This is a genomic window from Pseudomonas sp. JAI120 (assembly GCF_014207255.1).
Lineage (GTDB): Bacteria > Pseudomonadota > Gammaproteobacteria > Pseudomonadales > Pseudomonadaceae > Aquipseudomonas.
Window position 1 is genome coordinate 122,380 of sequence record NZ_JACHCZ010000004.1, and the last position, 25,196, is coordinate 147,575.

Here is a 25,196-nt window from a genome sequence, read left to right on the forward strand (position 1 = left end):
GCTCAGATTAACCTAACAAACACTGCAAATCCTCGTGGGAGGGAGCTTGTTCCCGATCGCGGTGGGTCAGTCAACCTATGTATCGGCTGATTCACCGTAATCGGGAGCAAGCGCCCTCCCACATTTGGATCGCATTTAGTCATTATTATTGGGGTGACGCCGTAGATCCAAGGTCATCGGGAATTCGTCATTGATCACAACACTCGGCACGGTGAGCTTCCCAGGCGTGTGGCCGAGACGGAAAAACCGTGCCATGCGCCGACTCTCAGCCTCATTGGCGTTCACCGGCAAGCTGTCGTAGTTACGCCCGCCCGGATGTGCAACATGGTACTGGCAGCCGCCCAACGAGCGCTGCATCCAGGTGTCCAGCAGGTCGAACACCAGCGGCGCATGGACCGGGATGGTCGGTTGCAGGCAATTGGCCGGTTGCCAGGCGCGGTAACGCACGCCGGCGACGAACTCACCGATGCGCCCGGTCGGTTGCAGCGGCACCGGGATGCCATTGCAGGTCAACAGGTAGCGTTGCGGCGGCAGCCCGCTCAACTTCACCTGCAAGCGCTCCAGGGACGAATCCACATAACGCACCGTACCGCCCACCGCACCCTCTTCGCCCAGTACATGCCAAGGCTCCAGGGCCTGGCGCAGTTCCAGTTCGATCCCGCTGACGGCGTAATCGCCCACCTTGGGGAAGCGGAACTCCAGGTGCGCGGCGAACCATTCGGCGCGCAACGGGTAACCGGCGGCGTTCAACTCGACGATCACATCGGCAAAATCCTGCTCGATAAAGTGCGGCAACAGGAAGCGGTCATGCAACTCGGTGCCCCAGCGCGCCAATTTCGGTGGTGCATAGGGTTCACGCCAGAAGCGCGCGACCAGCGCCCGCAGCAGCAGTTGCTGGGTCAGGCTCATGCGCGCATGGGGCGGCATTTCGAAGGCGCGCAACTCGAGCAAGCCCAGGCGGCCAGTGGCACCGTCGGGCGAGTAGAGTTTGTCGATACAGAATTCGGCGCGGTGGGTGTTGCCCGTCACGTCGATCAACAGGTTGCGCAGCAGGCGATCCACCAACCACGGCGGGCATTCTTCACCCGGCTGCGGCATTTGGGCAAAGGCGATTTCCAGCTCATACAGCGCGTCGTTACGGGCTTCGTCCACCCGCGGAGCCTGGGAGGTCGGGCCGATAAACAGGCCGGAAAACAGGTACGACAGCGAGGGGTGGTTGTGCCAATAGCTGATCAGGCTGCGCAGCAGGTCGGGCCGGCGCAGGAACGGCGAATCCTTGGGCGTCGCGCCCCCCAGCACAAAGTGGTTACCGCCGCCGGTGCCGGTGTGGCGGCCGTCGATCATGAATTTCTCGGTGGTCAGCCGGGTTTGCCGCGCCTCTTCGTAGAGGAACTCGGTGCGCTCCACCAACTCGTCCCAGGTCGCAGACGGCTGCACGTTGACCTCGATCACACCCGGATCCGGCGTAACACGGAAGTTGCTCAGGCGCATATCGAACGGTGGTTCGTAGCCTTCCAGCAGCACCGGGCAGTGCAGCTCCTCGGCGGTGGCTTCGATGGCGGCCACCAGCTCCAGGTAATCCTCGACGCGCTCCAGCGGCGGCATAAACAGGTACAGGCGCCCTTCCCGCGCTTCGGCGCAGAGGGCGGTGCGGGTCAGCCAGTCGGCGGACTCGTCGACCTTGGGCACACGCTCGTCGCTCGGCGCAGGTTCGCCATGGCTTTGCAGTTGCGTGCTGGTCGGCAGTTCCGGCCGATCCTGGTTAGGGTCGGTGGGGTGCACGAACGGATACTCAGCCGCCGTCACCCACGGCTGCGAGGCCAACGGCAGGCGATAGCCCAGCGGCGAATCCCCCGGCACCAGGCGGCAATGGTTATCGCGCAGGTACCAACGCCCACTCTGCCAGCGATCATTGGCGGCGGTGCGTGCCAGCGGCAACACCTGGCCGATGACTTTATCCAGGCCCTGGCTGAACACTTTGCGCAAGCGCTCGCGCTCCAGGTCGTCGCTCAAGCGCGGGTCCTGGGCCGTGACGTTTTGTGGCAACGCACCTTCGCGCCACAGGTAGTAGAAATTGTCTTCGAAGGCCGGGAATACAAAGCGCGCCGGCAGCTTGAGGCGCTCGGCGACGCTGGCCAGGAAGCGCCCGGCCATTACGCCATCGGCGCCGTAGTCCTGCTGTTCATCGGCAATAAGCGCGCTGTTGTGCCAGATGGGCACGCCGTCACGGCGCCAATAGCAGTTAAGCGACCAGCGCGGCAATTGTTCGCCGGGGTACCACTTGCCCTGGCCGAAGTGCACCAGGCCCTTGGGTGCGTAGTGCTTGCGCATGCGCTGGAACAGTTCGGCGGACAAGCGTCGTTTATCCGGGCCGAGGGCAGCGGTGTTCCACTCGGCGCCGTCAGGGTCGTCAATGGAGACGAAGGTCGGCTCGCCGCCCATGGTCAGGCGCACATCATCCTTGAGCAGGTCGCCATCGATCTGCCGGCCCAGGGCCTGGATCGCCAGCCATTGCTCTTCGGTGTAGGGCTTGGTGACCCGTGGCGCTTCCCAGATGCGCTCAACCGACATCTCGTGAGTAAATTCGCACTCGCACGGCTCCACCAGCCCACTGATCGGTGCGGCAGACGATGGATCAGGACTACAGGCCAACGGGATATGCCCTTCACCGGCGAACAGCCCGGAAGTGGCATCCAGGCCGATCCAGCCGGCGCCGGGCAAATACACTTCGCACCAGGCATGCAGGTCGGTGAAGTCGACGTCGGTGCCGGAGGGGCCGTCAAGGGCTTTGACGTCGGCGGTCAACTGAATCAGATAACCGGACACAAACCGCGCCGCCAACCCGAGGTTGCGCAGCAACTGCACCAACAACCAGGCCGAATCACGGCAGGAGCCGGACGCGTTTTCCAGGGTGAATTCCGGGGTTTGCACCCCCGGTTCCATGCGGATCAGGTAGCCGATGTCGGCGGCCAGGCGCTGGTTGAGGCCCACCAGGAAATCCACGGCCGGCAGCGGCGTGCGGTCGATGCCGGCCAGGTAGGCGGCAAACTTCGGCGTCAGCGGTAGGGTTTCCAGGTACGGCGCCAGCTCGCGCTGCTCATCGGCGGCGTAGCTGAAGGGGATTTTTTCGGCGTAGGGCTCAAGGAAAAAGTCGAACGGGTTGAACACCGCCATCTCGGCGACCAGGTCGACTTCGATGCGCAACTCGTCAGTCTTTTCCGGGAACACCAGACGCGCCAGGTAATTGCCCTGGGGGTCCTGCTGCCAATTGATGAAATGCTGCTCGGGCAGCACTTTGAGTGCATAGGACAAAATCCGCGTGCGGCTGTGGGCCGCCGGGCGCAGACGTACGATCTGCGGGCCGAGTTCGACCGCGCGGTCGTAGCGGTAATGCGTAACGTGGTGCAACGCGACATGAATCGACACGGCGGCCTCCTGCGAGCCAGGGCATGGACACAAAGCGCGCAAGACTTATGCCAGAGCGGCGGTCATTGCGCTTTATCGTAAGACCCGGTGCAGTACAGCACCAAAACGGCGCCAACGGTGGTGTCGTGGTGCAGGCGCCGCACATATTTGTGGCGTTAATGTGAGGATGGGTGGCGAATCTACCCAATCAACGGGTTTTGCGCTTTGCGATTACGGCTTGGCGCAGGTGGCGTATCTCGGACAGTTTTTTGCGCATTTCGCGGTGGCGTTTGCTATTGAGCAGCAGTAACCCCAACAGCGGAAACAGCAGCCCTATTACATACGCTGCCATATGTGGCCGATAGCTATAGGTTGGCAACACGACCAGCAAACATACAACGTAGAAGGCTGCGATAGCCCAAGCCCCCCATTCTCGCCCTCTGATCATGACGAAATGGCTGAACGCCAAGAGCAAGCCCAATAAAACTGCCGCCAGAAAAGAGTAACGCGCCCGCTCTGGGTCACTGCGAAAAAATGTACTTGATGCCAATGAAATAGCGGCGGAGAGAGAGAAGCAGGCAAGGAAGAACGCGCATATAAACGCTGGAAAATATTGCGCCAAAAAAGCTCTCAATGAACCCGGACGATCCATCACTCAACCTCCTCATAGAGGCCAACTGCAATCGTTCGAATGTTGCCTGATATAGCGCTCCCGGTAAGACCAACGGCAGCCCCGAGGGAGTCTCTGATCTGCGTCACAGTAGCGTGATTGATCTCGCTAGCTGAATAGCGCTTGGCCAGCTCACCGGAGCGTTGGCGCAGTTTCAAGAGTTTATTGCTCAGTCTTGGATCTTTCAGGCTCAGCAACTCTTTGGTGAGCGCCTTGCGTTGCTGGCGGGTCAACCCCTTGGATAACTCGTACCAACTTCTGCCAGTGGTCACCTTTCGAGCCTGCAGGAGCCGAAGAGTGGTCAGAGTAGAGGCGCCGGCACCCAGCAGTGAAGCGGCGTCCAATACCGGCATTGCATAGCGATACCAGTCCTCGCTATCCATATCGTCGTTGGCTGCCGGGTCATTGAGTTCGTTGATAGTTCTCACCCCCCCGACGACACATTGCGCAGTGCTGGCCGCTGCAGCCGTTGCACCGATGCCCGCCACCACCAGGCTCGCGCCACCCGTGAAAGGCACGGCGACTGTACCGCTGAACACAACAATCCAACCGAGGATTGCGCCCGCACAAGACAGGGTCGTATTGACTGCTTCGCCCACCAACCGGGACTCACGCGGGTTGTTAGCCACCTGATTGGCAAACTGCGCCGGCGAAATGTACCTCTGCGCCTCACGCAAAATGATGCGCTTGGGCTTGATGCTGCAGATCGGCTTGAATTCGCGCAGGGTAATGACATTGAAGTCAGCGTCGATATACACCACCCCCGCGCCGACGATGCCGGGGTCGGCGTCGATGGCGGCGAACAGGCTCGGCAGGTTGATCTGGCTTTCAATGCGCTGGCGGGCCATGAACTGGGAACGGTTGGAGTCCATGCCGATGTTGAGCAGAGGGTTGCTCATGGGGGTGTTCATCCTTGAAGGGGTGGTGACTGGACTGATGCTATCGGGGGCAAGCCCCCTCCCACACTTGATGTGTGAATACATTCAAAATGTGGGAGGGGGCTTGCCCCCGATAGCGATTTAATGGGCGCCACCTTAACAAACAGACTCCCCACCGCCTAGAAAGCAAAACGCCAGCACGAGGCTGGCGTCTTGCATATTCACGCTGCGATCAACGCGGCACGACCGGCTTGCGGGCTGGCTTGCCGCCCTTGCCCTTGGCTGCATCGCTACGTTCTTTAGCTGCCTGCTTGTTACGTGCCTGCGCCGCAGCCTTGGCTTGTTCGCGCTTGTCCCACGGGTTGCTGCCGTCGCTGCCACGGGGCGGCAGGCCGGTGTGCTGGGTAAGGATCCTGGTGGTGGTTTCCTTGGCGACCTTGTGGCTGCCGGCCGGCGTCGAGTTCTTGCGACGGGCGCTCTGGTAGCTGTCGGTGGACGGCTGATGCAGCGGAATCAACTGATCCTTGCCCGGCCCGATCAGGTCGGCGCGGCCCATGCGGGTCAGCGCTTCACGCAGCATCGGCCAGCCTTTGGGGTCGTGATAGCGCAGGAACGCCTTGTGCAGACGGCGCTGCTCCTCGCTCTTGACGATGGTCACCGCGTCGCTCTTGTAGGTGACCTTGCGCAGCGGGTTCTTGCCCGAGTGGTACATCGCGGTGGCGGTGGCCATTGGCGACGGGTAGAACGCCTGCACCTGGTCGGCGCGGAAGCCGTTGCCCTTGAGCCACAGGGCCAGGTTCATCATGTCTTCATCGGTGGTGCCGGGGTGGGCCGCGATGAAGTACGGGATCAGGTACTGCTCCTTGCCCGCCTCCTTGGTGTACTTCTCGAACATGCGCTTGAACTTGTCATAGCTGCCAATGCCCGGCTTCATCATCTGGTTGAGCGGACCTTCCTCGGTGTGTTCCGGGGCGATCTTCAGGTAGCCACCGACGTGGTGGGTCACCAGCTCCTTGACGTATTCCGGCGACTCGACCGCGAGGTCGTAACGCAGGCCGGAAGCGATCAGGATCTTCTTCACACCCGGCAACGCACGGGCGCTGCGGTACAGCTGGATCAACGACGAGTGATCGGTGTTCAGGTTCGGGCAGATGCCGGGGAACACGCACGACGGCTTGCGGCACGCGGATTCGATTTCCGGGCTCTTGCAGGCGATGCGGTACATGTTCGCGGTCGGGCCGCCGAGGTCGGAGATCACACCGGTGAAGCCAGGCACCTTGTCGCGGATCTCTTCGATTTCGCGAATGATCGACTCTTCGGAACGGTTCTGGATGATCCGGCCTTCGTGCTCGGTGATCGAGCAGAAGGTGCAGCCGCCGAAGCAGCCACGCATGATGTTCACCGAGAAACGGATCATGTCGTAGGCCGGGATCTTCTCCTTGCCGTACGCCGGGTGCGGAACACGGGCGTAAGGCATGCCAAACACGTAGTCCATTTCTTCAGTGGTCATCGGAATGGGCGGCGGGTTGAACCACACGTCCACGTCACCGTGCTTCTGCACCAGGGCGCGGGCGTTGCCTGGGTTGGTTTCCAGGTGGAGTACGCGGTTGGCGTGGGCATACAGCACCGAGTCGCCACGGACTTTTTCCACGGACGGCAGACGAATGACCGTCTTGTCGCGGGTCATGCGCGGGCTGGCCAGGATCTGTACGACCTTGGCTTCTTCCGGGTCTTCAACCGGGCCCTTTTCCTGCTCGATGGCGCAGGCCTGGGTATCCTGGGTATTCACGTACGGGTTGATGATCTTGTCGATCTTGCCCGGACGGTCGATACGGGTGGAGTCCACCTCGTACCAGCCTTCGGGCGTGTCACGGCGAATGAACGCGGTACCGCGCACATCGGTGATGTCTTCGATCTTGTGGCCCCACGACAGGCGCTGGGCGACTTCAACGATGGCCCGCTCGGCGTTGCCGTACAGCAGGATATCGGCGGTGGCGTCGATCAGGATCGAGTTGCGCACGCGGTCCTGCCAGTAGTCGTAGTGGGCGATACGGCGCAGGGACGCTTCGATGCCGCCGAGTACGATCGGCACGTTCTTGTAGGCTTCCTTGCAACGCTGGCTGTACACCAGGCTGGCGCGGTCCGGACGCTTGCCGGCCATGCCGCCTGGGGTGTAGGCGTCGTCGGAACGGATTTTCTTGTCGGCGGTGTAGCGGTTGATCATCGAGTCCATGTTGCCGGCCGCGACGCCGAAGAACAGGTTCGGCTCGCCGAGCTTCATGAAGTCGTCTTTGGACTGCCAGTTCGGCTGCGCAATGATCCCGACGCGGAAGCCCTGGGACTCCAGCAGCCGGCCGATGATGGCCATGCCGAAAGATGGGTGGTCCACGTAGGCATCACCGGTGACGATGATGATGTCGCAGGAATCCCAGCCAAGCTGATCCATCTCCTCCCTGCTCATCGGCAGGAATGGCGCAGGACCGAAACATTCGGCCCAGTACTTGGGATAGTCAAATAACGGCTTGGCTGTTTGCATGACGGTGACCGGTGTTGAGATGAAAAATCGCGGGCGCGGAATATAGCACAAATTTTGACCAATTCCGACGGTAATGGTCGGAATTGAACAGAAGGGTTATTCGTCGTCGTCGAAGTTGTAGCTGCCCGGCGCCAGGTTCTCGAAACGCGTGTATTTGCCGATGAATGCCAGGCGGATAAAGCCGATCGGACCGTTACGCTGTTTGCCGATGATGATTTCAGCAATGCCTTTGTGTTCGGTCTCGGGGTGATACACCTCGTCGCGGTACACGAACATGATCACGTCAGCATCCTGCTCGATCGCTCCGGATTCCCGCAAGTCGGAGTTCACCGGACGCTTGTTAGGGCGTTGCTCCAGGGAGCGGTTGAGCTGGGACAGGGCAACTACCGGGCAGTTGAATTCCTTGGCCAGGGCCTTGAGGGACCGGGATATCTCGGAAATCTCGTTGGTGCGGTTATCGCCGCTGGAACCTGGGATCTGCATCAACTGCAGGTAGTCGATCATGATCAGGGCGATGTCGCCGTGCTCACGTACCAGGCGACGGGTACGTGCGCGCATCTCGGACGGGCTGATACCGGCGGTGTCATCGATAAACAGCTTGCGGTCGTTGAGCAGGTTGACCGCCGAAGTGAGGCGCGGCCAGTCGTCGTCTTCCAGGCGGCCGGCACGGACCTTGGTCTGGTCGATACGGCCCAGAGACGACAGCATACGCATGATCAGCGATTCGCCTGGCATCTCGAGGGAGTACACCAGTACGGTCTTGTCGCTGCGCAACACGGCGTTTTCCACCAGGTTCATCGCAAAGGTGGTCTTACCCATGGATGGACGGCCGGCGACGATGATCAGGTCGGAAGGCTGCAGGCCGCTGGTCTTCTCGTCGAGGTCGGTGTAGCCGGTGGAAATACCGGTGATGGCGTTGTCGGTGTTGAACAAGGTGTCGATGCGGTCGATGGCCTTGGTCAGCAGGTCGTTGACGCTGACCGGGCCACCGGTTTTCGGGCGCGCCTCGGCGATCTGGAAAATCTGGCGCTCGGCTTCGTCGAGGATCTCGGCGGCAGTGCGGCCTTCGGGGTTGAAGGCGCTGTCGGCGATTTCGGTGCTGATGCCGATCAGTTGGCGCAGGGTGGCTCGCTCGCGAACGATCTGGGCATAGGCCTTGATGTTGGCGACGGACGGCGTGTTTTTTGCCAATTCACCAAGGTAGCCCAGGCCACCGACCTGGGATGTCTGGCCTTCCTTGTCCAATTGCTCGGCCAGGGTCACCACGTCGATTGGCGAGTTCTGGTCGGCCAGTTTGGCGATGGCACGGAAGATCAGGCGGTGGTCATGACGATAAAAATCACCGTCCGAGACTTGATCCAGCACGCGTTCCCAGGCGTTGTTGTCCAGCATCAGGCCACCGAGCACGGCCTGTTCGGCCTCGATGGAATGCGGCGGCACCTTCAGGGCAGCGGTTTGCAGATCGTATTGCTCAGGAGCTGAAATATCGTTCATGGCCACTTGGAATTAGGGGATTGTAGAAAAACAAAAGGCACGACCTGTAAACAGGATCGTGCCCGATGTTAACTGCCTGACACGCGAGGTGCCAGTCAGTTAGGTGTTGCTTAAGCTGCTACCACGACAACGCGTACGGTGGCTTCAACTTCGGCGTGCAGGTGCACGGCTACGTCGAATTCGCCTACGTTGCGGATGGTGCCGTTCGGCAGACGAACTTCGCTCTTCTGCACTTCAACGCCGGAGGCGGTCAGTGCATCAGCGATGTCGTGGGTGCCGATCGAACCGAACAGCTTGCCTTCGTCACCGGCGGTGGCAGTGATAGTCACTTCCAGCTCAGCCAGTTGGGCAGCGCGAGTTTCGGCCGAAGCTTTTTTGTCTGCTGCTGCTTTTTCCAGCTCAGCACGACGCTCTTCAAACGCAGCCAGGTTGGCAGCGGTTGCAGCGGTGGCTTTGCCGTAAGGCAGCAGGTAGTTACGACCGTAGCCGGCCTTAACGTTCACTTTGTCGCCCAGGTTGCCCAGGTTGGCGACTTTTTCCAGAAGGATCAGTTGCATGTGAAAATCCTCTAACTTTTAACCTTCACCGTTCGCGTTATCGGCGTCTTTCGGCGCCAGACGACCGCGAAAATCAATCAGGCCGTCGACAATGGCCAGAACCACGAGTAACGGATAGATCAGCTGCATGAACAGCAACATCGTTACGTACAACCCCACCAGCCAGAACCTGGCCAGACGCTTCTGCGCGACCAGCCCGTGAATCAGGGCCAGCCCGGCAAACACCAGCGGTACGCTGCAAAACAGCACGGTCAAGGCCATCTGCGAACCGAGGTTCGGTCCGACAACCATGAGTGCCAGCAGCAACATCGCCGGGCCCACAGGGATTCTGATACTGCGAAATTCGCGACCAAAACCACCCGGGTTGTACAACAACGCCTGCCAATAACGCCCAAGCATCAGGCTCAGCACGCTGACGATCTGCATCATTACCGCCATCAGGCCGATCAGGGCCGGTGCAACCAGTGTCGCAAGACGCGCTCGCTCATCTACCGAAAGCTGCTGGTAGAGTTCCCCGAGGGCCAGCGGCAGGATCTTGACGATCTCCTGCGCCAGCGCCTCGATTTGCGGGCGGAAAGCCGCGTCAATCAACACCGAAAACACCAACCCCAATGCCACGCTGACCAGCAGCGTGCGGACCCAGGACTCACTTGCGCGCAAAACCAACGCAAGGCTCGTCGACCCCAGCAGCACCAAAAGTACCTTGGGTTCGCCCAATTGCAGCCACCAGATCAAGGCGGCTACCAGGCCCAGGGCCAGGATGCCAAAGGCATCCTGCAAACCGCGCCGCAGCAGCACAAGGCAACCTGCGGCAGCACCCAACCAATAAAGCAACGGCAATGCCGCACATCCAGCCACTACCAGAGTGGCCTGCACACGACCGCGCATGATGAACTCAGCTAAGGCGCGCATGCATTCAATCCCTTACTACTTGTCGACTGCCCGGTCTCAGCGGCCGTGGCTGTCGGTGTAGGCCAGCAGGGCCAGGAAGCGGGCGCGCTTGATAGCGGTGGCCAGCTGACGCTGATAACGTGCTTTGGTACCGGTGATACGGCTTGGAACAATTTTGCCGGTCTCGGATACGTAGGCTTTCAGAGTGTTGAGATCTTTGTAATCGATCTCCTTCACTTCTTCAGCGGTGAAGCGGCAAAACTTACGACGACGGAAGAAACGTGCCATTTGATAGGCTCCTTAATAAGGTCCGTGGATTACTCGTCAGCGTTATCGCTGCTGTCGCTGTCATCACTATCAGCGCTATCAGCGCCTTCGTGCTCAGGACGGTCGCGACGCTCACGGCGCTCACTGCGGTTTTCTTCAGCCTTGAGCATCTCGGATTGGCCGGTAACGGCTTCTTCGCGACGGATGACCAGGTTACGGATCACTGCATCGTTGTAGCGGAAGTTGTCTTCCAGCTCGGCCAGGGCCTTGCCAGTGCACTCAACGTTCAGCATCACGTAGTGAGCCTTGTGAACATTGTTGATTGCGTAGGCCAGTTGACGACGACCCCAATCTTCCAGACGGTGGATTTTGCCGCCGTCTTCTTCGATCAGCTTGGTGTAACGCTCAACCATGCCGCCGACTTGCTCGCTTTGATCCGGGTGGACCAAAAAGATGATTTCGTAATGACGCATGAATGCTCCTTACGGGTTGTAGCCTGCCGCTCAAAAACGGTCAGACAAGGAGTGAATGACACTTATGGATCTTGCCGCAGGGAGGCACATCGGTGCCTGCCAGGAAGGCAAGGGGCGCAATTGTAGAGAAGGGGAAGAACGGGCGCAAGGTGATTGGTGATTATTTGAACAATCTCCCCAAACACCTCAAAAGCAAATGTGGGAGGGTGCTTGCTCCCGATAGCGGTGGGTCAGTCACAGCATCTGTAGCTGAAACACCGCTATCGGGGGCAAGCCACCTCCCACATGTTGGTTCTATTCCAGGCTTAGAACTACTTCTTCGCCTTGGGCTTGGCCCCACGCTGACGCTGGGCCTCAAACAGGCACACGCCGGTCGCGACCGACACGTTCAGGCTGCTGACACTACCGGCCATCGGCAGGTGCACCAGGTAATCGCAATGTTCACGGGTCAGGCGACGCATGCCCTTGCCTTCGGCCCCCATGATCAGGATGGTCGGGCCGGTGAGGTCCTGGTCATAAATGCTGACCTCAGCCTCTCCCGCCGTGCCCACGACCCACAGGCCGCGCTGCTGGAGTTTCTCCAGGGTGCGCGCCAGGTTGGTCACGGCCACCAGCGGAATCACTTCCGCCGCGCCACAGGCGACCTTGCGCACAACCGGCGTCAAGGTAGCCGACTTGTCTTTAGGCACAATCACCGCCAGCGCCCCCGCAGCATCGGCCGAACGCAGGCACGCGCCGAGGTTGTGCGGGTCGGTCACGCCGTCCAGCACCAGTAATAGCGGCGCACCTTCGGTACGGTCGAGCAGCTCATCGAGCATCGCTTCGCCCCAGACCTGGCTCGGACTGACGTCCGCCACCACACCCTGGTGAACGCCTTCGACCCACACGTCCATTTCACGACGCTCGGCCTGACCGATGGCGACTTTGTTTTGGTTGGCCAGCTCGACCAACGCCTGCACGCGCGGCTCGCTGCGGCCTTCGGCCAGCCACACTTGCTTGACGCGCTTAGGGTGGTGACGCAGCAGTGCTTCTACGGCGTGGACGCCGTAGATTTTTTCCAGACTCATGACTTGGCCTTAGGTTTGCGCGACCCGCCGCTTTTCGCGGGGGCCGAACCCGCTTTTGGCGGGCCTTTACGGTGTTTACTTGGCTTGCTCGACGGCTTTTCCGCCCCTTGGGACTTTCCCCCAGACGCCGCTTTACCACCGCTTTTGGCTTCGTTGAGCAACTGCTGCTTCAACTCACGGCTCTTGCGCAGTTCGGCGTTTTTCGCCGCCGCGTCGCTTGGGCGGTAGGCTTCGGGAGCCTTGTCCTTGGAAGACGAACGACGACCTGCCTTGGCTGGCGCAGGCTCGGCGGCAGCAGCTTTCGCAGGAACGCCCTTGCCTTTGCTGGCTGGCGCAGCAGGTTCGCTGCCTCGTTTTTTACGGCCCGCCGGCTCGGCAGGTTTGTCAGGCATACCGAAGTCGATCTTGCGCTCGTCGAGATCGACGCGCATGACCTGCACTTCGACGGTATCGCCCAGACGGAAGCTGCGACCGGTACGCTCACCCGCCAAGCGGTGGTGCACAGGATCGAAGTGGTAGTAGTCGCCCGGCAAGGCAGTGACGTGCACCAGGCCTTCGACGTAGATGTCGGTCAGCTCGACAAACAGGCCAAAGCCGGTCACGGCAGTGATCACGCCCGGGAACGACTCGCCCACGCGGTCCTTCATAAACTCGCACTTGAGCCAGTTCACCACGTCGCGGGTGGCTTCGTCGGCGCGGCGCTCGCTCATGGAGCACTGCTCGCCCAACTGTTCCAGGGCCGCTTCGTCGTACGGATAGATCCGCGCCTTTGGAATGGTCATGGCACCGGCACGCTTGACGTGCGGGGTGTTCTGCTTGGAATGGATCACGCTGCGGATTGCGCGGTGCGTGAGCAAATCCGGATAACGGCGAATCGGTGAGGTGAAGTGGGTGTACGCCTCGTAATTCAGGCCGAAGTGGCCCTGATTGTCGGCGCTGTACACCGCCTGGCTCAGGGAGCGCAGCATCACGGTCTGGATCACGTGGTAATCCGGACGGTCCTTGATGCTGGCCAGGAGTGCCTGATAGTCCTTCGGCGTCGGGCCGTCCTTGCCTTTATGCAGGGACAGACCCAGTTCGCCGAGGAACGCGCGCAGTTTTTCCAGGCGCTCCGGCGGCGGGCCGTCGTGCACACGGTACAGCGCAGGGATTTCGTGCTTTTTCAGGAATTCAGCGGTGGCCACGTTGGCCGCCAGCATGCATTCCTCGATCAGCTTGTGCGCATCGTTGCGGGTGGTCGGAGTGATCGCGGCGATCTTACGCTCGGAACCGAAGACAATCCGGGTTTCCTGGGTTTCAAAATCGATCGCGCCACGCACATGACGGGCACCCAACAACACCTTGTACAACGCGTAAAGCTGCTTGAGGTGCGGCACGACATGCCCGTACTCACCACGCAACGCCTTGGCTTCGCCGGTTTTCGGCTGCTCCAGGATGGTACTGACCTTGTTGTAGGTCAGGCGCGCCTGGGAGTGGATCACCGCTTCGTAGAACTGGTAATCGGTCATTTCGCCGGTTTTCGAGATAGTCATCTCGCACACCATGGCCAAACGGTCGACTTTCGGGTTCAGGGAGCACAGGCCGTTGGACAGCTGCTCAGGCAGCATCGGGATCACGCGCTCAGGGAAATACACGGAGTTGCCGCGTACCTGGGCTTCGTTATCCAGGGCCGAACCGATCTTCACATAGCTGGAGACGTCGGCAATCGCGACGAACAACTTCCAGCCGCCGGAAAACAGGCGCAGCTTGCCGGGCTTGGCTTCGCAGTAGACCGCATCGTCAAAGTCGCGGGCATCTTCACCGTCAATGGTAACGAACGGCAGATGACGCAGGTCGATGCGCTTTTCTTTGTCCTTCTCTTCGACTTCCGGCTTGAGCTTGGCGGCTTCCTTGAGCACAGCGTCAGGCCAGACGTGAGGAATGTCGTAGGTGCGCAGCGCGACGTCGATTTCCATGCCCGGCGCCATGTAGTTGCCGACCACTTCAACAATATCGCCCTGGGGCTGGAAGCGCGCAGTTGGCCAGTGGGTGATTTTCACCTCGACGAACTGGCCGACCTTGGCAGCGCCATTGCGGCCCGGGGTAATCAGCACTTCCTGCTGGACCTTCGGGTTATCCGGCACAACAAAGCCGATACCGCCTTCTTCGAAGTAACGGCCGACGATGGACTCGTGGGCGCGGGACACCACTTCGACGATCACGCCTTCACGTCGACCGCGACGGTCCAGACCGGAAACGCGCGCCAGGGCACGGTCGCCATCGAACACCAGGCGCATTTGCGCTGGGCTCATGAACAGGTCATCACTGCCGTCATCCGGGATCAGGAAGCCGAAACCATCACGGTGGCCGGCAATGCGGCCGAGTATCAGGTCGAGCTTATCCACGGGTGCATAGGTACCACGGCGGGTGTAGATCAGTTGAGCATCGCGCTCCATGGCACGCAGGCGGCGGCGCAGGGCTTCGAGCTGGTCTTCGGTGGTCAGACCGAACTCTTCGACCAGCTGCTCGCGGCTAGCAGGCGAACCCCGATCGGCGAGGTGCGCCAGGATCAGTTCGCGGCTAGGAATAGGGTTTTCATATTTTTCCGCTTCACGAGCGGCCTCGGGATCGAGGGACTGCCAATCGGCCATTAGAGATTTTTCACCTTGTCTATATGCGGGTTAGTTTGGCATACGCGTATTGAAACGGGAAATTTCAGGCATCAACAAGCGTTTAAAAGCCTTTTACAGCCCTCGCCGCGCACCTTGCACGACCATTGGCGAAATTTTCCAGGTTTTTTTCATAGCAGGGGTTTACAGCTAAAAAACGGCTCCGTATAGTGCGCGCCATCGACGACGGCAACGTTGTTGATGCTGCCCAGGTGGTGAAATTGGTAGACACGCCAGCTTCAGGTGCTGGTGATCGCAAGGTCGTGGAAGTTCGAGTCTTCTCCTGGGCACCAAATTCAGATCAAACCCGCGAAAGCGGGTTTTTTCGTTTCAGGCTTTTGATTTTTAACGAGAAAATCGATTTATATTTTTTGAATCAGGGGTTTACAGATTAAAAAGCCCGCCGTATAGTTCGCCCCATCAACAGCGGCAACGTTGTTTGATAATGCCCAGGTGGTGAAATTGGTAGACACGCCAGCTTCAGGTGCTGGTGATCGCAAGGTCGTGGAAGTTCGAGTCTTCTCCTGGGCACCAAATTCAGATCAAACCCGCGAAAGCGGGTTTTTTCGTTTCCGGGGTTTGAAAACGCCACCGGCAATTCCCCCCTTCGGCGCACTTGAGAAGTTTTATCGTTTATCCTTGCAATGATTTGTTGCACTCAAGTGAGGAAAACCCCGGATGATGATCCGCGATACCCATCTCAAGACGTCCCTTCTGCGTGGCCTGACCATCACCCTGCTCGGCCTGACCCTACTCTCCCCCGCCGCCTATTCCGCCGACAAGGTCTCCCTGACCCTGTACAACGGCCAACACAAAGAAGTCGGCGACGAACTCGCCAAGGCCTTCGAAGCCAAGACAGGCATTCACGTCAACGTACGCAAAGGCAGCAGCAACCAACTGGCCAGCCAGGTCGTGGAAGAAGGCGACCGCTCCCCTGCCGACGTGATCTACACCGAAGAATCGCCGCCACTGAACAAACTTGGCGAGCAAGGCCTGCTGGCCAAGATCGACGCTGGCACGCTCGACGTGCTCCCCAAGGATTACGTCGGCCGCAAAGGCGACTGGATGGGCGTAACCGCACGCACGCGCGTCGTGGCCTTCAACCCGAAATTGATTGCCGAGAAAGACCTGCCCAAGTCGGTACTGGATTTCGCCGGCCCCGAGTGGCAAGGCAAGGTCGGCTTCGTACCCACCAGCGGCGCGTTCCAGGAACAGGCCGTGGCAATTATCAAGTTGCACGGTCGCGAAGCCGCTGAAGAATGGCTGACCGGTCTGCGCGCCTTCGGCAAGGTGTACAGCAACAACATGGTTGCCCTTAAAGCCGTGGAAAATGGCGAAGTCGCCACCGTACTGGTGAACAACTACTACTGGTTTGCCCTGAAGAAAGAAAAAACCAACCTGGACTCACAACTGCACTACTTCACCGACGGCGATGCCGGCGGCCTGATCACCGTGTCTTCGGCGGCCGCGCTGAAATCCAGCAAGCATCCAAAAGAAGCCCAGCAACTGCTGGCGTTCATGGCCAGCGAAGAAGGCCAGCGCGTGATCACCAACACCTCGGCCGAGTACCCGCTGCGCAAGGGCATGGAATCCAACCGCGGCCTCAAGCCTTTCAGCGAACTGCAACCGCCGAAAGTCACCCCCGCCGACCTGGGCAACGCGGAAGAAGCCCTGGAGCTGGAACGTGAGGTTGGCTTGAACTGATGAACCCATCGCTACCCACCCCCGCCCTACGCGGCGGGGCCAACCCTCGACGCAAGCGCCCGTCGATCTGGCTATTGCTGCCCGTGCTGTTTCTGGTGGGCTTGAGCCTGCTGCCGCTGGCATATGTCGGGCTGAAGGCCTGGCAGGCGGGCTGGGCGGAGGCGGTGCATCTGCTATGGCGACCCTACGTATTCGGACTGCTGCGCAACACCCTGGCGCTGATGATCGGTGTGACGGTGGCGTGCGGCGTAATCGGCCTATCCCTGGCCTGGCTGCTGGAACGCAGCAATCTGCCGGGGCGCCGCATCTGGGGCGTAATCCTGTGCCTGCCGTTCGCGGTGCCGGCGTTTGTCAGCAGCTTCACCTGGGTATCGCTGAGCGCCAACTTCGAAGGGCTCGGCGGAGCGATCCTGGTGATGACCCTGTCCAAATACCCGCTGGTGTTTTTGCCGGTGGCAGCGACCTTGCGCAACCTGGACCCCTCCCTTGAAGAATCGGCCCGCACTCTGGGCCTGAATCGCTGGGGCGTATTCTTTCGCATCACCCTGCCCTTGCTGTGGCCGTCGCTGCTGGCCGGGGCACTTTTGATCGCGCTGCATATGCTGGTGGAGTTCGGCGCGCTGTCGATCATTGGCCTGCAAACCTTTACCACTGCGATCTACCAGCAATTCGAACTGGAATTCAGTAACGCCAATGCCGCGATGCTTTCGGCGGTATTGCTGGTGATGTGCCTGACCCTGCTATGGCTGGAACTGCGCGTGCGCGGCAAGGGCCGGCACGTGCGCATCGGGCAGGGCGCGGCGCGACATGCGGCGCAGGTGCGACTGGGCAAGTGGGCGCCACTGGGCCAGGTGTATTGCCTGACGCTGGCGATCATTGGCAGCGGCATTCCCTTGGGCATGCTCGGCTATTGGTTGGCGGTAGGTTCCTCGGCGGCGTTTCCGGTGGCCGAGATTGGTGAGGCATTGCTGTCCTCCCTGACGCTGTCGCTGGGTGGCGCGGCACTATGTCTGGTGCTGGCGGTGCCGGTGGGACTGCTGGTGGTGCGCTACAAAGGCCAACTGGCGATCTGGGCCGAACGCCTGCCGTACCTGCTGCACGCCCTGCCCGGCCTGGTGATTGCGTTGACGCTGGTGTATTTCGCCCTGCATTACGTGCCGGCGCTGTACCAGACGTCGGCGTTGTTGCTGATCGCCTATGCGTTGTTGTTTCTTCCATTGGCCCAGGCGCCGATCCGCACAGCCTTGAACAAAGCCGCACCGCAGCTGGAAGAGGCTGCACGCACGCTGGGGGCATCGTCGTTCAGTGCATTTTGCCGAGTGACGCTGCCGATTATTTTTCCGGCATTGGGGGCGGCATTTGCGCTGGTGTTCCTGGACGCCATGAAGGAATTGACGGCGACGTTGCTGCTCAGTCCGACCGGACTGAATACCTTGGCGACTGCCGTGTGGGCGCACACCTCGAATGTGGAGTTTGCGGCGGCGGCGCCTTATGCGGCGTTGTTGATAGTGGTGTCGGGGCTGCCGGTCTATCTGTTAACAACCCGGATGTACTTGAGCCGCTGAGATCGCTATCGGGGACAAGCCCCCTCCCACATTTTGAATGCACTTCAACCCGTGGGAGGGGGCTTGTTCCCGATGAGGCCAGAACAGACGACGCTAAGCCCGAAACTGCCCCAGACTCGCCTTCAACTGCGCCGCCAACCCGTCCAGCACCTTGCCACTGGCGGTAGTCTCCACCACCGCTTGCGCCGCACGTTCGGCCTGGGCATGGATCACCTCGACCCGGCCTCGCACCGCATGGGCACCCTGGGCTTGATGCTCGGCTGCGCGGGTAGCCAGGCCAATCGCCGCATGCACCTGCTCCACCGAGGCCTGCACCGTCTGCTGCAAGCGCACGCTGTCGCGCAGCACCAGCAAGCCTTCATTGGCCTGACGCCCGGCCTTGCCGATGGTTTCGACCGCTTCGCGTGCGCCCTGCTGCAACGCGACGATATGCGCCTGGATATCGCCAGTAGAACTTTGGGTCTTGCTGGCCAACGCACGCACTTCGTCCGCCACCACCGCAAAGCCACGCCCCGTTTCGCCGGCACGCGCTGCTTCGATGGCCGCGTTGAGCGCCAGCAGGTTGGTCTGCTCGGCGATACCATGGATGACCGTCAGCACCACTTCGATCTGCTCGCTTTGCTGGGCCAGACGCTCGATGACCAGGGAGCCGGCCTGGACCTGCCCCGCCAACGCCTCGATCAAACTGCCGACTTCAGCCGAAGTGCGCGAGTTCTCGTCCGTCGCCTGACGAATATCCACCACCTGTTGCAACGCCGCCTGCATGGCGTGACTTTCGGCCTGGGCCTCGTCGGCCATTTGCGACAGCGCGAGCAAACTCTCCGCCACCTCATCACGCTGCAAGCCAGCTGCCGCATCGGCGCCGGCATTGCGCAAGGTCATGGCGCCGATTTCCACGCCGGTACGCTGCGCCACATCGCCCGCCTCGCGCACGATGGGTTGCAACTTATCCACAAAGCGATTGACCGCCGAGGCCATGTCGCCGATTTCGTCTTTGCTGTTGATTTGAACGCGCTTGGTGAGGTCACCCTCGCCTGCTGCCAGGTCATCCATGGCCGCGATAAGCAGTTTCAGGCGATTGACCACGCGGCGGCCGAGAACCACGGCGATCAGCAGCAATACGCCGAAACCAACCCCCGCCAGCCCCATGCCGATGCGCCAACGCAAGGTGCCGGCAGCCTCCTGCACGGCGCCGGTGGTGTTGACGGTCATCTGGGTCGCAGTGGCTTGCGCCGACTGCAGGCGAGCGCCCATGGCCGCCGCGCTATCCGCCGCGGCACCTTTGAGGCTGTCGCCGACCAACTGATCGCCGCTGGCAATCAATGCGGCAAAACGCTTGTCCAGCGCTTGCAGATCGGCCTCGACCGACGCGGTCGACACCCCCATGAGCACCTTGCCAATCTCCACGCCGTTAGGGCTGATGGAAGCCTCGACGTAGAACACCGAAGGATCGTTCTTCGCAGCGTTCAGGACTTTGTCCAGGGCGCGATCGCCCTGGCCTTTTTCCAGCAACGCCTTGTTGATCGGATTTTCGCGATTCAGATAACGAGTCAGGTGCTCACCCGCCGCGTCGTCATAGACCACAAACAGCACGTTAGGGTTGCGCTGAGCGCGCCGGGCAAACTCGGACAGCGTTGGCACATCGCTGTCCCACATAGCGCGGGGCGCCACGGAGGCCAGCAGTTGCGCCATATCGTTGGCGGAGTCTTGCAGGTCTTTTTCCAGGGTCGCACGCAACTGTTTCTGCTCTGCCTGCAGGCGCTCGGAAAGCCCGGCGGTCAGACGCTGACGGGTACTGTTGGACAAGCTGTCCAGGCTCGACGTGACTTCCTTGCCGGCCTGGGCCAATTCACCGGACAGCTTCTGGCTGTCGATGCCCAGGCGACTGCCTAAATCGGCTTCCAGCGCCGTGACTGTGCTCCGGGTGAGGGCAACCGCCACCAGCACTTGCACCAAAAGAGCGATACCTAGGGTAACGAACACCGGCCGCAACAGACGGCTTTGTAACAATGAGAGAACGGCAGACATCGGGAATCCCTCCACCACGGGTGCCATTAATTTGATAGCACCGCAAAAGAGAGAAGCGAAGCAAGGGTCGTGCCGCTCAGGCAGTAGAAACGACAAAGGGCTCCCGAAGGAGCCCTTTGCTTTTTACATCAACAGCTTATTAAGCGAACGGGTGACGCAGAACGATGGTTTCGTTGCGGTCCGGGCCCGTCGAAATAATGTCAATCGGCGCGCCGATCAGCTCTTCGACACGCTTGATGTAGGCGCGGGCATTAGCTGGCAGCTCTTCCAGGGTCTTGGCGCCCACGGTCGACTCGCTCCAGCCCGGCACTTCTTCGTACACTGGCTGCAGGCCCACGTAGCTGTCGGCGTCGACCGGGGCAACGTCCTTGCCTTCGGCATCTTTGTAGCCGACGCAGATGTTGATGGTTTCCAGGCCGTCGAGTACATCCAGCTTGGTGAAGCAGATGCCCGAGATGCTGTTCACATCGATAGCGCGACGCAGGATAACGGCGTCGAACCAGCCACAACGACGAGCACGGCCGGTGGTCGCGCCGAACTCGTGACCTTGCTTGGCCAGGTGCGCACCGACTTCGTCGAACAGTTCAGTCGGGAACGGGCCCGAACCTACACGGGTGGTGTAGGCCTTGGTGATGCCGAGGATGTAGTCCAGGAACATAGGACCAACGCCCGAACCGGTAGCAACGCCGCCAGCAGTGGTGTTGGAGCTGGTCACGTACGGGTAGGTACCGTGGTCGATGTCCAGCAACGAACCCTGGGCGCCTTCGAACATGATGTCCTTGCCGGCGCGACGCAGGTCGTGCAGCTCTGCGGTCACATCCAGCATCAGCGGCTTGAGCAGCTCAGCGTATTCCTTGCACTCAGCCAGGGTCTTGTCGAATTCGATGGCCGGCTCTTTGTAGTAACCCACCAGCATGAAGTTGTGGTAATCCACCAGTTCACGCAGCTTGTCTTCAAAGCGCGGCATGTTGAGCAGGTCGCCCACACGCAGGCCGCGACGTGCGACCTTGTCTTCGTAGGCCGGGCCGATGCCGCGACCGGTGGTACCGATCTTCAGCTCGCCACGGGCCTTTTCACGGGCCTGGTCCAGCGCAACATGGAAGGACAGGATCAGCGGGCAGGACGGGCTTATACGCAGGCGCTCGCGCACCGGTACGCCTTTCTCTTCCAGCTTGGTGATCTCACGCAGCAGGGCATCCGGTGCAACCACGACGCCATTGCCGATCAGGCACTGCACGCCTTCGCGCAGGACGCCCGACGGGATCAGGTGCAAGACGGTTTTTTCGCCATCGATGACCAGGGTGTGGCCAGCGTTGTGGCCGCCTTGGTAGCGCACTACGGCGGCAGCATGTTCGGTCAGCAGATCAACGATCTTGCCTTTGCCCTCATCACCCCATTGGGTGCCCAGGACTACGACATTCTTACCCATAACACTTGTCCTCATTCGCGCAAACTTGGTGCCGGCGATGGCCGGCAGGAAAACTCAAGAAGCCAGTGGCGATACTTGCCAAAGCCCGTTCTGCAGAATCAATTGCCGGTCGCAGTCCGCTTCACGGGCGGCGGCCAATGGCTGCCCGGGCAATGCCTGGACAACTCGCTGACCCTCACTGCGCAACTGGCAAACCTGCTGCCAGAGTGCTGCGTCCGTACTGTCGGGCATCCAGATGCCACCAGACGGCAGCTCGACCTCAGCACGCCCCAGGGTCACCAGGGTTTTCAAATCGGTGGAAAAGCCGGTGGCCGGACGCGCACGACCGAAGTCGGCGCCGATGTCGTCGTAACGGCCACCTTGGGCGATGGCCTGGCCAACACCCGGTACAAACACCGCGAACACCACACCGGTGTGGTAGTGGTAGCCGCGCAGCTCGCCCAGATCAAAATAGAGCGGCAACTGCGGGAACCGCGCCGATAACCGCTCAGCAATCGCCAGCACGTCATCGAGTGCAGCCAATACCGGCGCCGGCGCCTTGGCCAGGCGCTCACGTGCAGCCACCAGCACTTCACGGCCGCCACACAGTTTGACCAGTGCACGCAGCATGTCGGCCAGATCCGCAGGCACGCCAGCGGTCAGGGCAATGACTTCATCGATCGCCTTACGCTGCAGAGCATCGAATAGCTGTTGCTCGACTTCACCGGACAAACCGGCCGCACGGGCCAGGCCACGGTAGATCCCCACGTGACCGAGGTCCATGTGGACATCTGGGACATCAGCCAGTTGCAGCATGGCCAGCATCAGGCTAATCACTTCAACGTCGCTGCTCGGGCTGGCATCACCGTACAACTCCGCACCCAATTGGATCGGGCTGCGGGAAGACGACAAGGCACGCGGTTGAGCGTGCAGCACGCTGCCGGCGTAGCACAGGCGGCTCGGGCCTTCGCGGCGCAAGGTGTGCGCATCGATGCGCGCCACTTGCGGCGTGATGTCGGCACGGAACCCCATTTGCCGGCCCGATTGCGGGTCGATGACCTTGAAGGTGCGCAGATCCAGGTCCTGGCCCGCGCCGGTCAGCAGGGATTCCAGGTACTCGATATGGGGGGTCACGACAAACTCGTAACCCCAGCTCTGGAACAGATCCAACACCTGGCGACGCGCTACTTCAATGCGCGCAGCTTCTGGTGGCAGTACTTCTTCGATGCCATCTGGCAGCAGCCAGCGGTCTACCGTTGCCATTACGCCATTCCCCTATGATCCGGGCGGCCAGCCCTCGGCCGAGCCTTGAGTGAAGCAGAAAATACCCGCCCCCTGCATAAACCACGCGCAAGAGCGACGTGACGAACGACCTGTTAACGGCCTCGTCGGGCACTTTCCTCGAAAAACCTGTCACGCCTGCCGAATCAAACATGCAGACGCAAAAAAGCCGGGAATTTCCCGGCTGCCGCATCATACACCCGTTTTCTGAAAGGATCACCCCGCCAGGCGTTTTAGCCGCCCGACGGAGTGCGCCCTACAAAATCACGGGCTGGTTACTTGGACTTTTCCAGGTAGCGGAAGAAGTCGCTGCTTGGGTCCAGCACCATGACGTCGGTTTTATTCGCGAAACTTTCACGGTAGGCACGCAGGCTACGGTAGAACGCGTAGAACTCCTGGTCCTGGCCGTAAGCCTTGGCGTAGATCGACGCGGCTTGAGCATCACCATCACCACGGGCCTCTTCAGACTCGCGATAGGCTTCTGCCAGCAGTACACGGCGCTGACGGTCGGCATCCGCACGGATACCCTCAGCCAGCTCGTTACCCTTGGCACGGTGCTCACGGGCCTCACGCTCACGCTCGGTGCTCATACGCTCGAACACGCTGCGGTTCACTTCCTTCGGTAAATCGATGGCCTTGACCCGAACATCGACAACTTCGATGCCCAGTTCTTTTTCCGCCATCGTATTCAACGAACGCGTGATATCCGCCATCAGCGCATCACGCTCACCAGACACCACCTCGTGCAGGGTGCGCTTACCAAACTGGTCACGCAGGCCCGACTCCAGACGACGCGACAAACGCTCGTCGGCAATCTGCTTGAGGCCGGAGGTGGCGGTGTAGAAGCGCTCGGCATCCTTGACGCGCCACTTGGCGTAGGCGTCAACCATCACGGCTTTCTTTTCCAGGGTCAGGAAGCGCTGTGTCGGTGCATCCAGCGTCATCAGGCGGCCGTCGAACTTACGCACCTGGTTGACGTAGGGGACTTTCACATGCAGGCCTGGCTGGACGTCCGCCTGGACCACACGGCCGAATTGCAGCAGCACCGCACGCTCGGTCTGAGCCACGATGTAGAAGCAGTTCCAGGCAGCGATGACCACGACGACGCCCACAATCAGGGCGGTCAGCGATTTATTGCTCATCAACGACTCTCCCTGGTACGTGTTTGCTGTTGCAACAAGTCAGCGGCCGCACGGGCGCTCGCTTCGTTGGCAGCGGCATTGGAGCCGGTGGACGGTGCATTGGAGCTGCTACGACCACCTTCGATCATCTTGTCCAGCGGCAGGTACAGCAGGTTGTTCTGCCCACCTTTGCTGCCGGTCACGAGGACCTTGCTGGTATTGCTGAAGACTTCCTGCATGGTGTCCAGGTACAGACGCTCACGAGTCACTTCAGGTGCCTTGCGGTACTCGGCGACCAGCTTGGTAAAGCGATCCGCTTCACCCTTGGCACGGGAGACCACTTCGTCACGGTAACCGTTGGCATCCTCAAGGATACGCTGAGCCTGGCCACGGGCTTCCGGCACGACGCCGTTGGCGTAGGTTTCAGCCTGGTTGCGCGAACGCTGTTCGTCTTCACGGGCGCGGATCACGTCGTCGAAGGCTTCCTGCACTTCACGCGGTGCCGCTGCGCTCTGTACGTTCACCTGGGTGACGGTGATACCGGTGCGATAGGTATCGAGGAACCGTTGCAGGCGCTCCTTGATTTCGCTGGCCATCAACTCACGACCTTCGGTCAGCACCTGGTCCATGGCGGTGGAACCCACCACGTGGCGCAGGGCGCTTTCGGTTGCGTGTTGCAGGCTGATTTCCGGCTGATCTACGTTCAGCACGAAGTCCTGCAGGTTGCTGATCTTGTACTGCACGGTCAGCGGCACTTCGACGATGTTCTCGTCTTCGGTCAGCATCTGGCCCTGCTTGGTGTAGGCACGCTCACGCGTGACGTTCTCCATGTACTTCTTGTCGATCGGCGGGAAATAGATGTTCAGGCCAGGACCGACAGTCTCGTAGTACTTACCGAAGCGCAGCACCACGGCTTGCTCCTGCTCGTCCACGACGTATACGGCGCTGTACAGCCATACAGCCGCCAGCACGACAAGACCCAGGCCCAGCAGGCCATAGCCGCCGCCCTTGCTCGTACGACCGCCCTCGTCACCACCACGTTTTTTTCCACCACCGAACAACCCATTCAGGCTTTCCTGCAGCTTTCGGAAGGCCTCGTCGAGATCTGGTGGCCCCTTGCGGTCGCCATTATTGCGGCGTTTACCACCCCAAGGATCCTGATTATTCGAGTTGCCACCCGGCTCATTCCAAGCCATAGCGCTC

Annotated in this window: 18 protein-coding genes and 2 tRNA genes; 4 read left to right on the forward strand and 16 right to left on the reverse strand. The window is 60.6% G+C overall.

Annotated elements, in window-relative coordinates; all coding sequences use genetic code 11:
• Positions 1-135 precede the first annotated feature (135 nt).
• The 11 genes from HDC32_RS21605 to rnr form a co-directional block, all read right to left on the reverse strand.
• Positions 136-3,426, reverse strand: a complete 3,291-nt coding sequence (locus tag HDC32_RS21605; RefSeq protein ID WP_184745398.1) for a DUF2126 domain-containing protein — start codon at positions 3,424-3,426, stop codon at positions 136-138.
• Between the two features lie 187 nt (positions 3,427-3,613).
• Positions 3,614-4,057: a hypothetical protein gene (locus HDC32_RS21610; RefSeq protein WP_145336021.1), complete on the reverse strand. Its 444-nt coding sequence runs from the start codon at positions 4,055-4,057 to the stop codon at positions 3,614-3,616.
• A complete protein-coding gene (locus tag HDC32_RS21615) occupies positions 4,057-4,974 on the reverse strand; it encodes an NAD synthetase (protein ID WP_131696758.1) in 918 nt (305 codons plus the stop codon). Before HDC32_RS21615 ends, HDC32_RS21610 begins: the two co-directional genes overlap by 1 nt.
• Before the next feature lie 211 nt (positions 4,975-5,185).
• Positions 5,186-7,489 carry a YgiQ family radical SAM protein gene (locus HDC32_RS21620; protein WP_145336020.1) on the reverse strand — a complete coding sequence of 768 codons (2,304 nt, stop codon included), beginning with the start codon at positions 7,487-7,489 and terminating at the stop codon, positions 5,186-5,188.
• A 96-nt stretch (positions 7,490-7,585) separates the two neighbouring features.
• Positions 7,586-8,983: a replicative DNA helicase gene (gene dnaB, locus HDC32_RS21625; protein WP_017526410.1), complete on the reverse strand. Its 1,398-nt coding sequence runs from the start codon at positions 8,981-8,983 to the stop codon at positions 7,586-7,588.
• Positions 8,984-9,093: 110 nt separating this feature from the next.
• Positions 9,094-9,540 carry a 50S ribosomal protein L9 gene (rplI, locus tag HDC32_RS21630; RefSeq protein WP_003171376.1) on the reverse strand — a complete coding sequence of 149 codons (447 nt, stop codon included), beginning with the start codon at positions 9,538-9,540 and terminating at the stop codon, positions 9,094-9,096.
• 18 nt (positions 9,541-9,558) lie between these two features.
• Positions 9,559-10,452 carry a hypothetical protein gene (locus HDC32_RS21635; protein ID WP_131696760.1) on the reverse strand — a complete coding sequence of 298 codons (894 nt, stop codon included), beginning with the start codon at positions 10,450-10,452 and terminating at the stop codon, positions 9,559-9,561.
• Between the two features lie 36 nt (positions 10,453-10,488).
• Positions 10,489-10,719 (reverse strand): 30S ribosomal protein S18, encoded by a 231-nt coding sequence (gene rpsR / locus HDC32_RS21640; RefSeq protein WP_003171373.1) that lies wholly within the window; start codon positions 10,717-10,719, stop codon positions 10,489-10,491.
• A gap of 29 nt (positions 10,720-10,748) precedes the next feature.
• Positions 10,749-11,171, reverse strand: a complete 423-nt coding sequence (gene rpsF / locus HDC32_RS21645; protein WP_003171371.1) for a 30S ribosomal protein S6 — start codon at positions 11,169-11,171, stop codon at positions 10,749-10,751.
• Between the two features lie 311 nt (positions 11,172-11,482).
• Positions 11,483-12,238 carry a 23S rRNA (guanosine(2251)-2'-O)-methyltransferase RlmB gene (gene rlmB / locus HDC32_RS21650; protein WP_131696761.1) on the reverse strand — a complete coding sequence of 252 codons (756 nt, stop codon included), beginning with the start codon at positions 12,236-12,238 and terminating at the stop codon, positions 11,483-11,485.
• On the reverse strand, positions 12,235-14,868 hold the full coding sequence (gene rnr / locus HDC32_RS21655; RefSeq protein ID WP_131696762.1) for a ribonuclease R: 2,634 nt from the start codon (positions 14,866-14,868) through the stop codon (positions 12,235-12,237). The genes rlmB and rnr overlap by 4 nt, the downstream gene beginning before the upstream one ends.
• A gap of 224 nt (positions 14,869-15,092) precedes the next feature.
• Between rnr and HDC32_RS21660 the strand changes: the two genes are divergently transcribed.
• From HDC32_RS21660 to HDC32_RS21675, 4 genes are all read left to right on the forward strand, one after another.
• Positions 15,093-15,179 (forward strand) — tRNA-Leu (locus tag HDC32_RS21660).
• Positions 15,180-15,333: 154 nt separating this feature from the next.
• Positions 15,334-15,420, forward strand: a tRNA-Leu gene (locus tag HDC32_RS21665).
• 144 nt (positions 15,421-15,564) lie between these two features.
• A complete protein-coding gene (locus tag HDC32_RS21670; RefSeq protein WP_145336016.1) occupies positions 15,565-16,590 on the forward strand; it encodes an extracellular solute-binding protein in 1,026 nt (341 codons plus the stop codon).
• Entirely contained in the window at positions 16,590-18,155 is a 1,566-nt protein-coding gene (locus tag HDC32_RS21675) for an iron ABC transporter permease (RefSeq protein WP_184745400.1), read from the forward strand. Before HDC32_RS21670 ends, HDC32_RS21675 begins: the two co-directional genes overlap by 1 nt.
• A gap of 93 nt (positions 18,156-18,248) precedes the next feature.
• Here the strand turns inward: HDC32_RS21675 and HDC32_RS21680 are convergent, their stop codons facing one another.
• The 5 genes from HDC32_RS21680 to hflK form a co-directional block, all read right to left on the reverse strand.
• Positions 18,249-20,183 (reverse strand): methyl-accepting chemotaxis protein, encoded by a 1,935-nt coding sequence (locus HDC32_RS21680; RefSeq protein ID WP_184745402.1) that lies wholly within the window; start codon positions 20,181-20,183, stop codon positions 18,249-18,251.
• Between the two features lie 139 nt (positions 20,184-20,322).
• Positions 20,323-21,612, reverse strand: coding sequence for an adenylosuccinate synthase (locus HDC32_RS21685; protein WP_027604896.1), 1,290 nt, complete (start codon positions 21,610-21,612; stop codon positions 20,323-20,325).
• 54 nt (positions 21,613-21,666) lie between these two features.
• Positions 21,667-22,854: an ATP phosphoribosyltransferase regulatory subunit gene (locus HDC32_RS21690; RefSeq protein WP_184745404.1), complete on the reverse strand. Its 1,188-nt coding sequence runs from the start codon at positions 22,852-22,854 to the stop codon at positions 21,667-21,669.
• Between the two features lie 293 nt (positions 22,855-23,147).
• Positions 23,148-24,014, reverse strand: a complete 867-nt coding sequence (gene hflC, locus HDC32_RS21695; RefSeq protein WP_122538372.1) for a protease modulator HflC — start codon at positions 24,012-24,014, stop codon at positions 23,148-23,150.
• Complete coding sequence (gene hflK / locus HDC32_RS21700) at positions 24,014-25,189, reverse strand: FtsH protease activity modulator HflK (RefSeq protein ID WP_131696767.1); 1,176 nt, start codon at positions 25,187-25,189, stop codon at positions 24,014-24,016. The genes hflC and hflK overlap by 1 nt, the downstream gene beginning before the upstream one ends.
• Positions 25,190-25,196 lie beyond the last annotated feature (7 nt).